A 14,628-nucleotide genomic window follows, 5' to 3' on the forward strand; every position below is an offset into this window, starting at 1 on the left:
AGCGACAAAGGCTCCGCCTTTGCGCGGGCATGACGCCGGAGTTTATGGCGGACTGCGGTCTTGAGATCCTGCGTCGGCTGCGGCGATCAGCATCTGTTCGACGATCCCGTCGAACTCGCTCTTTCCGATGGGATCGTTTGCGGCAAGCTCATCGTGTGACTTTGTCGTAGTCGGCCACCAGCGGTAGTGCCGTCCAAACTTGTCAAGCACGCGTGCAGCCGCCTCGATTTCAACCAGTGTCGGTCGGGTCTGTCGGACCATCCCAAATTCCCATGCTTAGGCATGCGCATCGCTGCGCTCATGCAGGCTACGAAGTCAGCCCACGCAGCCTACTTGCCCTGTTCCTTGCTCTCTTCGACCTTCTCGACCTTGGCGGCGAGGTCGGGCACGCGGCTGACGCGGTAGGTCGCGTTGCTGCAGGTCAGCGTCCAGGCTTCATTGTCGGGCTTCGAGAGCTTGTCGTCCCGTTCGGCCTTGAGCGGCTTGTCGCAGGCATAACCCTGCGCGCGCAGCTGCACCGCCAGCAGGTCCTGCAAGCTCTGCTCGGCCCGTGCGGTTGAGCCCGCAAAGTGGCCGGCGAACAGGACGGCGAGTGCCAAGTTCGTGAACCTCATCATGACTGTCCTCCGCATGTCTCACCTTTGCTTGATCTAGTGAGGGTGATCCGGCAGCACGAGCCCGAACGTCCTGGTTAAATCCGCTACCTGTTCGGGCGAGAGATAGCGCGGGTTCAGCCCACGCAGCAGCAGATAGAGTTTTGCGGTCTCTTCCAGCTCCTCGGTCGCGAACACGGCCGCCTCCAGCGTGTCGCCGGAGACGACGGGGCCGTGATTGGCGAGCAGCACCGATGAATATTGCCCGGCGAGCCCCCTGATCGCGTCGGCTACGGCGGGATCGCCGGGGCGATAATAGGGCACCAGCGCGGTCTGGCCGCACTTCATGACGTAATAGGCCGTCATCACCGGCAGCACCGCGCGCGGATCGATCTCGGGCAGCATCGACAGTGCGACCGAATGTGTCGAGTGCAGGTGCACCACGGCGCCGGCGCTCGTGCGCGTCTGGTAGAGCGCGGTGTGCAACGGCACTTCCTTGGTCGGGGCATCGCCAGAGACGAGGCGGCCGTCACTGTCGAGCCGCGACATTTTCGCCGGATCGAGGAAGCCGAGTGAGGCATTGGTCGGCGTCACCAGCCAGCCGCCGTCGTCGAGCCGGACGCTGATATTGCCCGATGAGCCCGGCGTCAGCCCGCGCTCGAACAGCGAGCGGCCGAAGCGGCAGATGTCTTCACGAAGCTTTGTTTCGCACATCCGGGTTTCGCTCTTCCGGTCTCGCTCTTGGCGCCATCCTTGCCGCCATCCGTTTTCAGCTTTGTCTCATGCTTTGGCAGCGCGGCCAAGCCGTGATAGGCAAGCAGCAACGCGCATGATCGGGGAAGGTGAAAGCCGGTTTTCCGAAAATGCTCAAACAACCAAAAATGTTCAGGGATCGCCTTATGTCCAGTTCCGCAACACCGCACGTCGCCGTCATCGGGCTGGGCTCGATGGGATACGGCATGGCGACCTCGCTGAGGCGCGCCGGCTTCGTCGTGACCGGCTGCGACGTCTCGGCCGATGCCGTCGCGCGCTTCGTGGCCGATGGCGGCAAGGGTGCGAAAACGCCGGCCGAGGCGGCCAGGGATGCCGACATCGTCGTCAGCGTCGTCGTCAACGCGGCACAGACCGAGGCTATCCTGTTCGGCAAGGACGGCGCTTCCGAGACGCTGGCCAAGGACGCGGTCTTCATCTCCTCGGCGACGATGGATCCCGATATCGCGCGGCGCCTCGCAAAACAGCTTGAGGCGACCGGCCGGCACTATCTCGACGCACCGATCTCGGGCGGCGCGCAGCGCGCGGCGCAGGGCGAGCTGACCATTCTCGCCTCCGGCAGCGCGGCAGCGTTCGCGAAGGCGCGGCCGGCGCTGGATGCGATGGCGGCAAAGCTCTACGAGCTCGGCGATGCGGCCGGGCAGGGCGCCGCATTCAAGATGATCAACCAGCTGCTGGCCGGCGTGCACATCGCGGCCGCTTCCGAGGCGATTGCCTTTGCCGCCAAGCAGGGCCTGGATATCCGGAAGGTCTACGAGGTGATCACGGCCTCCGCCGGCAATTCCTGGATGTTCGAGAACCGCATGCCGCATGTGCTCGACGGCGACTATGCGCCGCGCAGCGCGGTCGAGATTTTCGTGAAAGACCTCGGCATCATCCAGGATATGGCGCGCAATGCGCGCTTCCCGGTGCCGGTCTCGGCCGCAGCGTTGCAGATGTTCCTGATGACGCGGCCGCCGGTATGGGCCGCGACGACGATGCGTCGGTGGCGCGGATGTATGCGCAGGTCACCGGCACCAAGCTTCCCGGCGCGAAATAAGAGGATCCTGCGATGCCCCGCTTTGCCGCCAATCTCACCATGATGTTCAACGAGGTCCCGTTCCTCGACCGCTTCGACGCCGCGGCAAAAGCGGGCTTCACCGCGGTCGAGTTCCTGTTTCCATACGACCATCCGGCCGAGGAGGTCGGCAAGCGGCTGAAAGGCGCAGGGCTGACGCAGGCGCTGTTCAATTTGCCGCCGGGCGACTGGAATGCCGGCGAGAAGGGATTTGCCGCGCTGCCGGATCGCTTCGCCGATTTGCAGGCGAGCCTGAAGACCGCACTGCCTTATGCAGAAGCGACCGGCGTCAAGCGGCTGCATCTGATGGCCGGGATCGCCGATCGCAATGATCGGCACGCCGTCGAAGCCTTCTACAAATCGGTCGCTTACGCTGCGGAATTCTTCGCGCCGCACGGCCTAGACGTCGTGATCGAGCCGATCAATCCGCGCAACGTGCCGGGCTATTTCCTCAACGACTTCAACTTTGCTTACGAGTTGATCCGTGAACTCAAGATCCCGAACCTGAAGCTGCAGTTCGACATCTATCACTGCCAGATCATCCATGGCGACGTCACGATGCGGCTGCGCGAGATGATGCCGATCATCGGCCACATCCAGATCGCCTCGATCCCCTCGCGCAACGAGCCCGATGGCGAGGAGCTGAATTATCCGTTCCTGTTCGGCGAGCTGGATCGGCTCGGCTATGGCGGCTTCGTCGGCTGCGAGTACAATCCGCGCGGCAAGACCACGGACGGCCTTGACTGGTTCAAGCCCTATGCCGGAGCAAAATCGTGACGCTGGCTCTTGGCTGCATCGCCGACGACTATACCGGCGCCTCCGACCTCGCCAACACGCTGACCCGCGCCGGCCTGCGCACGGTGCAGACCATCGGCGTGCCGGCGGACGATCTCGCGCTGCCCGAGGTCGACGCTGTCGTGGTGTCGCTGAAGAGCCGCTCGATCGAGGCCGGCCTGGCTGTGACGCGCTCTCGTGCGGCGGAGGCCTGGCTGCGCGGCCGCGGTGCCGGGCATGTCCTGTTCAAGATCTGCTCGACCTTCGATTCCACCGACGCGGGCAATATCGGCCCGGTGATGGATGCGCTGCGCGCCGACGCGAAGGACAGCATCGTGCTGGTGACGCCGGCGTTTCCGGAAACCGGCCGCACCGTCTACCAGGGCAATCTGTTCGTAGGCTCCGTGCCGCTGAACGAGAGCCCGCTCAAGGACCATCCGCTCAACCCGATGCATGATTCCAACCTGGTCCGTGTGCTGGCGCGCCAGAGCAAGACCAGGGTCGGCCTGGTCGATCTCGCGACGCTCGCCCGCGGCGCGGAGGCGATGCGCGCCAGGCTGGGCGAACTCGCGCAGGGCGGCATCGGCGCTGCGATCGTCGACGCGGTGTTCGACCGCGACCTCGAGACGATCGGGCAGGTGGCGCTGGATCACCGTCTGTCGGTCGGCGCCTCCGGCATCGGGCTTGGACTGGCGCGAGCGCTGGTCGCCGTCGGCAAGTCCGGATCGGCTGCCGGAAATGCGATCTCCACGGCCGCGATCGGCGGGCCGGCGGCCTGCCTCGCCGGCAGCTGCTCGCAGGCGACCCTGCGCCAGATCGCCAGCGCCGAGAAGGCGATGCCGGTGCTGCACCTCGACCCCGAGCGGGTGATCGCGGGCAAGGACGAGGCGCAGCGCGCGCTCGCCTGGGCCAAGGAGCGGCTTGCGGCGGGGCCGGTCCTGATCGCAAGCAGCTCGACTCCGGATCAGGTCGCAGCCCTGCAATCACGTCATGGCCGCGATGCAGCCGGACATGCCATCGAGCAGGCCATGGCCGACCTCGCGGAGGGGTTGGTGCAGTCCGGCGTTCACAGGCTGGTGGTCGCCGGTGGTGAAACGTCGGGCGCCGTGGTCGATCGCCTGCGCATTCCGGGATTCCTGGTCGGGGCGGAAATCGCGGCGGGCGTGCCGGTTCTGCGCGCGGTCGGTGCCGACGCAGGCGAGATGGTGCTTGCCCTGAAATCGGGCAATTTCGGCGGGCCGGAGTTCTTCTCGGATGCGCTGGCGTTAATGCCGTGACGCGCCGCTTGCGCATCCTGATGGGGTTCTCGCGCATCATGTCGCGGGAATGGCGGGTATCTCCGTAGTTCAACGGGTATGCAAATTAACCCTACTTAAGGAGGGGGGCTGGCTTTGATGCCTTTGGCGCACCGCAGCGCCCCCAGCCATTCGATTGGGCTTCGCGAGCCCGATATCCAAGAGACCCCAAGATGTTCGCCAAATTCTCGATCCGCGCCAAGATCATTGCCGCGGTTGCGTTCCTGCTTGTCGCCCTGACGGGTATGGGTCTGCTTGCGGTTTGGAATATGCGGGCGATCAATGCCAACACGGTCGACATCACGACCAACTGGTTGCCGAGCGTGCGCGTGCTCGGCGAGCTGCGCGCCGGGGTCATCACCTATCGCAACGTGATCCGCGAGCACATGCTGTCCGAGACGGCCGAAACCAAGCTGGCCCAGGAAAAGACGCTGGCCACCGTGATCGAGATGATCGCCAAGGCGCGCACGACCTACGAGCCGATGATTACCTCTCCGGGGGAGCGGGCGCTTTACAATCAATGGGTCGAGACCTGGGACAAGTACCGCAAGGGGACTGAACAGGTGATGGAGCTGTCGCGCAAGGACGTCGGCAAGATTCCCCACGACGCGCATGAGCTCAACGCCCAGGTCGTGAACAAGATCGGCCTTGAGGCGGACGAAATCCTCAACAAGGACATCGCCTACAACAACACCGGTGCCGACAAGGCCGCGGCGGATGCCACCGACAGCTACAATTCGGCCCTCATGCTGCTCGCGGTGATCCTCGGCGGCGCCGTCCTGATCGGCGTTGCTGTCAGCTTCTACCTGGTTCGCGACGTCACCACCGGCATTGCCTCGATCGTCAGCCCGATGCAGGCGCTGGGCCGCGGCGATCTCACCGCCGTCGTGCCGCACCAGGGCGAGAAGACCGAGATCGGCGCCATGGCCGATACGTTGCAGGTGTTCAAGGAAGCCCTGGTCGCCAAGAAGGCGGCCGACGAAGCCGCGGCTGCCGATGCCGAAGCCAAGATCGAGCGCGGCCGCCGGGTCGACACCATCACCCGCAATTTCGAACAGATGATCGGCGAGATCGTGCAGACCGTGTCGTCGGCCTCGACTCAGCTCGAAGCTTCCGCCTCGACGCTGTCGTCGACCGCGCGGCGTTCGCAGGAACTGACCACCTCGGTTGCCGCGGCGTCCGAGGAGGCTTCGACCAACGTGCAGTCGGTGGCGTCGGCGACCGAAGAGCTATCGTCGTCGGTCACCGAGATCAGCCGCCAGGTGCAGGAATCGGCGCGGATGGCGGGCGACGCCGTCGGCCAGGCGCGCACCACCAACGATCGCGTCAGCGAGCTGTCGAAGGCCGCCGCGCGGATCGGCGACGTCGTCGAGCTGATCAACACCATCGCCGGGCAGACCAACCTGCTGGCGCTGAACGCCACCATCGAGGCGGCGCGCGCCGGCGAGGCCGGCCGCGGCTTCGCGGTCGTGGCGTCCGAGGTGAAGGCGCTGGCCGAGCAGACCGCCAAGGCGACCGGCGAGATCGGCCAGCAGATCGCCGGCATCCAGACCGCGACCCAGGAGTCGGTCGGCGCGATCAAGGAGATCTCCTCGACCATCGAGAAGCTGTCGGAGATCTCGTCCACCATCGCTGCTGCTGTCGAAGAGCAGGGCGCGGCGACGCAGGAAATATCCCGCAACGTGCAGCAGGCGGCGCAGGGCACCCAGCAGGTCTCGGCCAACATCACCGACGTCCAGCACGGCGCCAACGAGACCGGCTCGGCCTCGAGCCAGGTGCTGTCGGCGGCACAGTCGCTTTCGGGTGACAGCAACCGCCTCAAGCTCGAGGTCGGCAAGTTCCTCGACGCCGTCCGCGCGGCCTGACGCCAGTCAACATCTGACATCGAACAATGCCCGGTCGACAGACCGGGCATTTTTCTTTGTGTGGCGCTCAGTAGTTCAACGGAAGCCATGATTAACGAACCGTAGTTTCACGCGAGGTAACTTGTCGCAGAGCGATGCGGCTCCCCGCACAGAATCGCGAAATCCAATCCAAACGAGGCACCCGGATGATGTTCCTGGCGAGATTCCGCATTCTCACGAAGATACTGGCGATTGTGGGCGGTCTCTCGATCATCGCCGGTGCGCTCGCCTATCTCGGGATTTCCTCGCTAAAGTCGCTCAGCGAGCGCGGCGTCGTCACGGCGCGGGCCGCGGAACGTGCCTTGCTGTCGGCGCGCGCCAACCAGAACGTGCTCGCGATCAATCGCGCCGAGTTTCGCAGCGCGCTCGACCCTCGCGACGAGAACCGGCTCGCGGCGCGCAGTGTGATCGACGAACAGCTCAAATTGCTCGACGAGCGCCTCGTCGAGATCGGCAAGACGCAGGATCCGCAGACCATCGCGCTGCTGGCCGGCGTACGCTCCGCGCAGTCCGCCTACCAGGCGCAGCTGAAGCAGACGCTCGATGCGGTCGATGGCGCCCGGACCGCCGATCTCACTCACTCGGCCGCGACGTTGCGGGATGCCGCGATGAAGAGCCGCGCGGCAGCGGAAGAGCTGCAGGCCAAGGTTCGGGCCGTCGCGGATCGCCAGGATCAGCGGGTCAGGGACAACGTGAAGGCCAACGAGCAGGAGTACGTGTCGACCTCGGAGCTGCTGATCCTGCTCGCCGCTTCCGGCGTCCTGCTCGGGCTGCTGTTTGGCTTCGTGGTCGGACAATACGGCGTCGCGAAGCCGATCCGTGCCGTCGTCGAGCTGTTGCAGCAGCTTGCCAACGGCAATTACGACATCGCGGTGCACGGCACCGATCGCCGCGACGAGGTTGGCGACGTCGCCAGGACCGCGCTCGTCTTCAAGGACAATGGCCTTGCCAAGGTCAGGATGGAGCGCGAGCAGAAGGAAATGGAGGCGCGCGCCGCAGCCCAGCGCCGCACCGACATGCTTCAGCTTGCCGATGGTTTCGAGCGCGCGGTCGGCGAGATCGTCGAAACCGTCGCCTCGGCCTCGCACGAGCTCGAAGCGTCCGCGACCACGCTGACCTCGACCGCCGAGCGCTCGCAGAATCTTGCGACGACAGTCGCTGCCGCGTCGGAGGAAGCCACCACCAACGTCCAGTCGGTGGCGTCCGCAACCGAGGAACTGTCATCTTCGGTCAACGAGATCAGCCGCCAGGTCCAGGAGTCGGCGCGGATGGCGGGCGATGCCGTCAGCCAGGCCCGTGCCACCAATGACCGGGTCGGGGAGCTGTCGAAGGCCGCCGCCCGGATCGGCGACGTGGTCGAGCTGATCAACACCATCGCCGGCCAGACCAATCTGCTGGCGCTGAATGCGACCATCGAGGCGGCGCGTGCCGGTGACGCCGGCCGCGGCTTCGCGGTCGTCGCATCCGAGGTGAAGGCGCTCGCGGAGCAGACCGCAAAGGCGACCGGCGAGATCGGCCAGCAGATTTCCGGCATCCAGGCCGCGACCGAGGACTCCGTGAGCGCGATCCGCGCCATCGGCTCGACCATCGAGCGGCTGTCGGAGATCTCGTCGGCGATCGCTGCCGCGATCGAGGAGCAGGGCGCGGCGACGCAGGAAATATCCCGCAACGTGCAGCAGGCCGCGCAGGGCACCCAGCAGGTCTCGGCCAACATCACCGACGTGCAGCACGGCGCCAACGAAACCGGCTCGGCATCGACCCAGGTGCTGTCGGCGGCACAGTCGCTCTCCGGCGACAGCAGCCGCCTCAAGCTCGAGGTCGGCAAGTTCCTCAACGCCGTCCGAGCGGCCTGACCGGCCGCCGGGGACCTCCGGTCCGCACGGGCTGACCGATCCAAGCGTGGTGGGCCGACCGGCTCGCCACGTTTTGCATTTTTGCAGGGCAGCGATGCGTTAGCCGTGCGGCGGCCGAAACCGCATCCTCAGCCCGCTCGCTTTTGAAGCAGGGCTGTCTCTTTTTGATGACGATGCGATCGCGATTGGCCGCACAGCATCCCGGCGCGCCCGGACCGGGCACAGAGCCTCACAAAGGATGCCAAGGAAGTGAAGGCCGCCGCGGCTCCGCAGGTTGGCGTTTTGCCCGGCATCGGGTAAATCGGCCGCTGCGGAATGGCTTTTGCAATGTCGATTCCTCTGCCTGGGCGGGCTTCATTTCGGGAATGCTGCTTTTATGATCGCACTGGTCCGTATCGCGCTGAGCCGGCCGTATACTTTCGTCGTGCTCGCGATCCTGCTGTTGATTATCGGACCGCTGGCGGCGCTGCGCACGCCGACCGACATCTTTCCCGAGATCCGTATTCCCGTGATCGGGGTGGCCTGGCAGTACACCGGCCTGCCGCCGGACCAGATGTCGGGACGTATCACAAGTCCGTTCGAGCGTGTGTTGACCACGACGGTCAACGACATCGAGCACATCGTTGCGAACTCCTATAACGGCATCGGCATCGTCAAGATCTTCTTCCAGCCGACCGTCGACATCCGCACCGCCAACGCGCAGGTCACGGCGATCGCCCAGACCCTGCTCAAGCAGCTGCCGCCGGGCGCGACGCCGCCGCTGATCCTCAACTACAGCGCCTCGACGGTTCCGATCATCCAGGTCGCGCTGTCGGGCGACGGCCTGACCGAGCAGAACCTCGCCGACATCGGCATCAACCAATTGCGCACGCCGCTGGTCACGGTGCCCGGCGCCGCGATCCCCTATCCGTATGGCGGCAAGCAGCGCCAGATCCAGATCGACCTCAATTCGACCGCGCTGCAGGCGCGCGGCCTGTCGGGCCAGGACGTCGCCAATGCGCTCGCTGCGCAGAACCTGATCACGCCGGTCGGCACCCAGAAGATCGGCAATTTCGAATACACCATCAACCTGAACAACTCGCCGCTCAAGATCGAGGAGCTCGGCGACCTGCCGATCAAGACCGTCAACGGCGCCATGGTCTATATACGCGACGTCGCCACGGTCCGCGACGGCAACCCGCCGCAGACCAACATCGTCCACGTCGACGGCAATCGCTCGGTGCTGATGATGGTGCTGAAGGCCGGCGCGGTTTCGACGCTCGATATCATCGCCGGCATCAAGCAGAAGGTGATCGACGTCAAGGACCAGATGCCGGACGCGCTCAAGATCGGCTTCGTCGGCGACCAGTCGGTGTTCGTCCGTGGCGCCATCACCGGCGTCGCCTTCGAGGGCGTGATTGCGGCGCTCCTGACCAGCGTGATGATCCTCCTGTTCCTCGGCAGCTGGCGCTCGACCGTGATCATCGCGGTGTCGATCCCGCTGTCGGTGCTGGGCGCCATCATCATGCTGTCGCTGATCGGCGAGACGCTCAACATCATGACGCTCGGCGGCCTTGCGCTCGCGGTCGGCATCCTGGTCGACGACGCCACGGTGACGATCGAGAACATCAACTACCATCTCGAGCAGGGCAAGCCGGTCGAGCAGTCGATCCTCGACGGCGCCAACCAGATCGTGACGCCGGCCTTCGTCTCGCTGCTCTGTATCTGCATCGTGTTCGTGCCGATGTTCTTCCTCACCGGCGTCGCGCGCTTCCTGTTCGTGCCGATGGCCGAAGCGGTCATGTTCGCGATGATCTGGTCGTTCATCCTGTCGCGCACTTTGGTGCCGACGATGGCGAACTATCTGTTGCAGCCGCATGTGCATCACGAAGGTGCGCCGCCAAAGTCGCGCAATCCCTTCGTCTGGTTCCAGCGCGGCTTCGAAGCGCGGTTCGAGCGCATCCGCGGCGGCTACCATGGCCTGCTCGCGATGGCGCTCGGCCACCGCAAGGTGTTCGTCGGCGGATTTCTCGCCGTGGTCGCCGTGTCGTTCCTGCTGGTGCCGTTCCTCGGCCGCAACTTCTTCCCGGCTGTCGACGCCGGCAACATCCTGATGCATGTCCGCACCCAGGTCGCACCCGCGTCGAGGAGACCGCCAACCAGATGGCGGATGTGCAGAAGGCGATCCGCAAGCTGATCCCGGGCGAGATCGAGACCATGACCGACAATATCGGCATGCCGATCTCCAGCATCAACCTGACCTACAACAACACCGGCGTGATCGGGCCGCAGGATGCCGACATCCAGATCAAGCTCAGGGAAGGTCACAAGCCGACCGAGCAGCACGTCCGCACGCTGCGTGAGCAGTTGCCGCGGCTGTTCCCGGGCACCAGCTTCTCCTTCCTGCCGGCCGACATCGTCAGCCAGATCCTGAACTTCGGCGCGCCGGCGCCGATCGATCTGCAGATCCGCGGCGCCAATCTCGAGGCCAACTACGCCTATGCCAACAAGCTGCTGGCGAAGATCAAGCGCATTCCCGGCATCGCCGACGCGCGGATCCAGCAGTCGCCGAACAACCCGACCTTCAACATCGATGTCGACCGCACCCGTGCGCAATATGTCGGCCTGACCGAGCGCGACGTCACCAATTCGCTGGTGGTCAACCTCGCCGGCTCGTCGCAGGTGGCGCCGACCTATTTTCTCAACCCCGACAACGGCGTGTCGTACTCGATCGTGATGCAGACGCCGCAATACCAGATCGACTCGCTGAGCGCGCTGCAGACGCTGCCGATCACCGCGACCGGCAACACCCAGGCGCCGATCCTCGGCGGCATCGCCGACATCAAGCGCGCGACCTCGAGCGCGGTGGTCTCGCAGTATGACATCCAGTCGCTGGTGCAGATCTACGCCACGACGCAGGGCCGCGATCTCGGCGGCGTCGCCACCAACGTGCGCCAGCTGATCGCGGATACCGCCAAGGAGGTGCCGAAGGGCTCGTCCGTGGTGCTGCTCGGCCAGGTCCAGACCATGAACTCGGCCTTCACCGGCCTGTTGTTCGGCCTGCTCGGCGCCGTCGTCTTGATCTACTTCCTGATCGTGGTGAACTTCCAGTCCTGGTCGGACCCGTTCGTGATCATCACGGCGCTGCCCGCCGCGCTCGCCGGCATCGTCTGGATGCTGTTCACGACGGAGACCACGCTGTCGGTTCCGGCGCTCACCGGCGCGATCATGTGCATGGGCGTCGCGACGGCCAACAGCGTGCTGGTGATCAGCTTCGCCCGCGAGCGCTACGAGGAGCTCGGCGACCCCATCGCGGCGGCGCTGGAAGCCGGTTTCGTCCGGTTCCGCCCGGTGCTGATGACCGCGCTCGCCATGATCATCGGCATGGCGCCGATGGCGCTGGGGCTCGGCGAGGGCGGCGAGCAGAACGCCCCGCTGGGCCGCGCCGTGATCGGCGGCCTGATCTTCGCCACCTTCGCGACCCTGATGTTTGTTCCCGTGGTATTCAGTATGGTACACAAGAAGCAAGGCGCCAAAGCCGCCGCCTCATCGGAGATTCCGCATGCAGCCCACTGAACAGCGCCCACCGGTGTCCGGCCGGAGATTGGGCATATTCGGCGTGGTTGCATTGGTCGGCGCGGGGCTGATCGTCGGCACCGGGATTCGCGCCCGCGAGGAGCAGGACAATCGGCTGAAGGAATGGACCGACGACCAGGCCATTCCGACCGTCGCGGTGGCGCTGCCCAACGCCAAGGCGCTGAGCCCCACGATCGACCTGCCGGGCCGGCTCGAGGCCTATTCCCGCGCGCCGATCTATGCCCGGGTGTCCGGCTATCTGAAGAACTGGGACGCCGACATCGGCGCCCGGGTCAAGGCCGGCCAGGTGATCGCCGAGATCGAGGCGCCCGACCTCGACCAGCAATTGCTGCAGGCGCGCGCCGATCTGGCCAGCGCCCAGGCCTCGGCAAAGCTCTCCGAGGCGACGCTCGCCCGGCGCAAGACGCTGGTGGCCTCGAACTTCGTCTCGGCGCAGGAGATCGACGAGCGTACCGCCGACCTCTCCAACAAGAACGGCGCGGTCAAGGCCGGCCAGGCCAATGTCGAACGGCTGGAAGCGCTCGCCGGCTACAAGAAGATCACGGCGCCGTTCGACGGCGTGGTGACCTCGCGCGACACCGATGTCGGCGCGCTGATCAATGCCGGCGGCAACTCCGGTCCGGCGATGTTCACGGTCTCCGACATCACCAAGCTGCGCGTCTATGTCAACGTGCCGCAGAACTACGTTCCGGCGATCAAGATCGGCGCCAAGGCCACGCTGAGCTTGCCGGATTACCCGAACCGCGCCTTCCAGGCGACGGTGGAAGCCTCCTCGCAGGCGGTCGATGTCGCCTCCGGAACGACGCGGATGCAGCTCGGGCTCGACAATTCCTCCGGCGAGCTGATGCCGGGGAGCTATGCCAGCGTGAAGCTGAACCTGCAGCGGGAGTCCACGCCGCTCAGCATTCCCGCCAGCGCGCTGATCTTCAACAGCAGCGGCCTGCGGGTCGCGACCGTCAGCCCTGACGACAAGGTGCTGTTCAAGACCGTGAAGATCGGCCGCGACCTCGGCAAGGAGATCGAGATCGCCTCGGGCCTCGCGCCCGACGACCGCATCATCACCGCCCCGCCGGACGGTCTTGCCGACGGCGATCATGTCCGCGTCACCGGCGCCGGCGCCGGCGCCAAGGGCAAGCCGACGACGGCATCCGAAAAGCAGGACGTGAAGGGGTAAGGCGCGCAGCTTCCTCTTACCTCGCCCCGCAAGAGCGGGCGAGTGAGCTCAGAGCCTCAGCCCACCCGCCATTCCAGCATGCCGTCAGCGGCGGTGACGATGTTGCCGGTGCTGCCGACCGGCGTGCGATCCAGATTCTGCAAATACGCCAGCGTCGCCGTGTCGCTTGCCGGGATGCGGCCGAGCGTGCGGCGGCCGTCTTCGGTGCGCAGCATGGTGACGCCGTGCTCGACCTCGCCATTGGCGCGATAGATCACGGTGAAGGCCTCGACCTTGCCCTTGCCACCGGCCTTGTCGGTGAACTCGGGCACATCGCGCCTGTTGCGATCGGCCTCCGCCTGCACGGAGTCTCCTGCTTCAGTGCCGCCGTCGACGCCGCGCGCGACAGCACGAGGCCATGGTGCTTGGTGACGAAGCCGCCCTGGCCGTAGAGCAGGCCGAGCGTGCCGCCATTGCGCAGTTTGCGCACCATCGCGCAGGCCGAATGCGTCATGTAGGTGTTGAGCGGTGCACCGAAGAACGTCAGGCCACCGGTCACCGTGGGCTGCACGTCGCACCGAGGCCGAGCGTCCGGCGCGCCATCTTCGGCACGCAAGGGAAGCAGCTATAGAGCTCGATGGCGTCGAACTTTTTGCCGTCGCCGCCGACGAGATCCATCACCGCCCTCAGCACCGCATTCTGCGCGTGGCTTTCGACGAACTGGTCGCGGGTCAGGTAGTCGCGCGGCTCTTCCGCCGAGGCGCCGCCGAGCGGATAGATCAGTTTCTCCTCCGGCACGCCCGCCGCGCGCGCTTTCGCCAGGCTGGTCAGGATCAGCGCGCCGCCCATGTTCACCGTCGGGTTCGCCACCATCAGTTTCGTATAGGGCCAGGCGATCATCCGGTTGTCCGGCGTCGCGGTCGTGATCTCGTCGCCGGTGAACTTCTTCTTCAGCCAGGAGCTCGGATTGTCGGCGGCAACCCGCGCGTAGGTCGACCACAGCTCGCCGGATTCCTTCAGCGCCTCGCGCGGCGTCTGGCCCCAATGCGCCGAGGTCGCGCTCTCATAGAGCGGATAGACGGTGATCGGCCGGAACACGCCGAGCGTCACGGCCATCGGTTTCTGGAATGCGGCGCCGCGCTTTGGCTCCTCGACGTCATGCGCGAACGGCGTCCATGGCAACTCGACGCCGGCGCGCTGCGCCTTGGTCGCGGTCGACTGGGCCTCCGCGCCGCACACCGCGGCAACGCTGCATTCGCCGCGCGCGATGCGCTGCGCCGCCTCGTGCAGATAGCGGATCGGGCTCTCGCCGCCGACCGGGCCGTAATAGAGGTGCGCAGGTGCAATGCCGAGCCGTGCGGCGAGCTGCTTCTCGGGATCGCGGTAGCGCCAGCTCAGGAAGTTGACGACGTCGAGCGACTGCACGTCGGCGAGCAGTTTTGCGCCGCTGTCTGTCTCGGCGCGCTTCAGCGCCTCTTCCAGCAAGGTAAGCGGTTCAAGGCCGGCGGCGATGTCCTTCGGACGATCGACGATCTCGCCGACGCCGACGATGACGGGAATGCGATCTTCGGGGATGCTGTTCGACATTCTTGTTGGTTCACTCTGCGATATTGGACTCGATGGTTGTTCTGGGCGTCATTGCGAGCGAAGCG

The 14,628-nt window shown here is 65.7% G+C and carries 8 protein-coding genes and 3 pseudogenes; 7 read left to right on the plus strand and 4 right to left on the minus strand.

Annotated features, from left to right (window positions below):
* Positions 1–42: 42 nt before the first annotated feature.
* The 3 genes from ALC15_RS41445 to otnC form a co-directional block, all read right to left on the minus strand.
* The gene (locus tag ALC15_RS41445; RefSeq protein WP_094193662.1) at positions 43–261 is read right to left on the minus strand and encodes a hypothetical protein; all 219 of its coding nucleotides are present in this window, start codon (positions 259–261) and stop codon (positions 43–45) included.
* A gap of 68 nt (positions 262–329) precedes the next feature.
* Positions 330–617: a hypothetical protein gene (locus ALC15_RS03950; protein ID WP_050626159.1), complete on the minus strand. Its 288-nt coding sequence runs from the start codon at positions 615–617 to the stop codon at positions 330–332.
* A gap of 33 nt (positions 618–650) precedes the next feature.
* Positions 651–1,307 carry a 3-oxo-tetronate 4-phosphate decarboxylase gene (gene otnC, locus ALC15_RS03955; protein ID WP_050626160.1) on the minus strand — a complete coding sequence of 219 codons (657 nt, stop codon included), beginning with the start codon at positions 1,305–1,307 and terminating at the stop codon, positions 651–653.
* Between the two features lie 185 nt (positions 1,308–1,492).
* Here otnC and ltnD point away from each other — a divergent pair.
* From ltnD to ALC15_RS03990, 7 genes and pseudogenes are all read left to right on the plus strand, one after another.
* Positions 1,493–2,403 (plus strand): annotated as a pseudogene (ltnD, locus tag ALC15_RS03960) (L-threonate dehydrogenase).
* Positions 2,404–2,415: 12 nt separating this feature from the next.
* A complete protein-coding gene (gene otnI, locus ALC15_RS03965) occupies positions 2,416–3,198 on the plus strand; it encodes a 2-oxo-tetronate isomerase (protein WP_050626161.1) in 783 nt (260 codons plus the stop codon).
* Positions 3,195–4,472, plus strand: coding sequence for a 3-oxo-tetronate kinase (gene otnK / locus ALC15_RS03970; protein WP_050626162.1), 1,278 nt, complete (start codon positions 3,195–3,197; stop codon positions 4,470–4,472). Before otnI ends, otnK begins: the two co-directional genes overlap by 4 nt.
* Positions 4,473–4,663: 191 nt before the next feature.
* Positions 4,664–6,355, plus strand: a complete 1,692-nt coding sequence (locus ALC15_RS03975; RefSeq protein ID WP_050626163.1) for a methyl-accepting chemotaxis protein — start codon at positions 4,664–4,666, stop codon at positions 6,353–6,355.
* Positions 6,356–6,540: 185 nt separating this feature from the next.
* Positions 6,541–8,247 (plus strand): methyl-accepting chemotaxis protein, encoded by a 1,707-nt coding sequence (locus ALC15_RS03980; protein WP_050626164.1) that lies wholly within the window; start codon positions 6,541–6,543, stop codon positions 8,245–8,247.
* Positions 8,248–8,623: 376 nt separating this feature from the next.
* Positions 8,624–11,802, plus strand: a pseudogene (locus ALC15_RS03985) (efflux RND transporter permease subunit).
* The gene (locus ALC15_RS03990; RefSeq protein WP_050626165.1) at positions 11,789–12,997 is read left to right on the plus strand and encodes an efflux RND transporter periplasmic adaptor subunit; all 1,209 of its coding nucleotides are present in this window, start codon (positions 11,789–11,791) and stop codon (positions 12,995–12,997) included. The pseudogene ALC15_RS03985 and the gene ALC15_RS03990 overlap by 14 nt, the downstream one beginning before the upstream one ends.
* Before the next feature lie 56 nt (positions 12,998–13,053).
* Here the strand turns inward: ALC15_RS03990 and ALC15_RS03995 are convergent.
* A pseudogene (locus ALC15_RS03995) lies at positions 13,054–14,563 on the minus strand (acetyl-CoA acetyltransferase).
* Positions 14,564–14,628: the final 65 nt, after the last annotated feature.

This window comes from Bradyrhizobium viridifuturi (assembly GCF_001238275.1).
In the GTDB taxonomy this organism is placed as follows: Bacteria; Pseudomonadota; Alphaproteobacteria; order Rhizobiales; family Xanthobacteraceae; genus Bradyrhizobium; species Bradyrhizobium viridifuturi.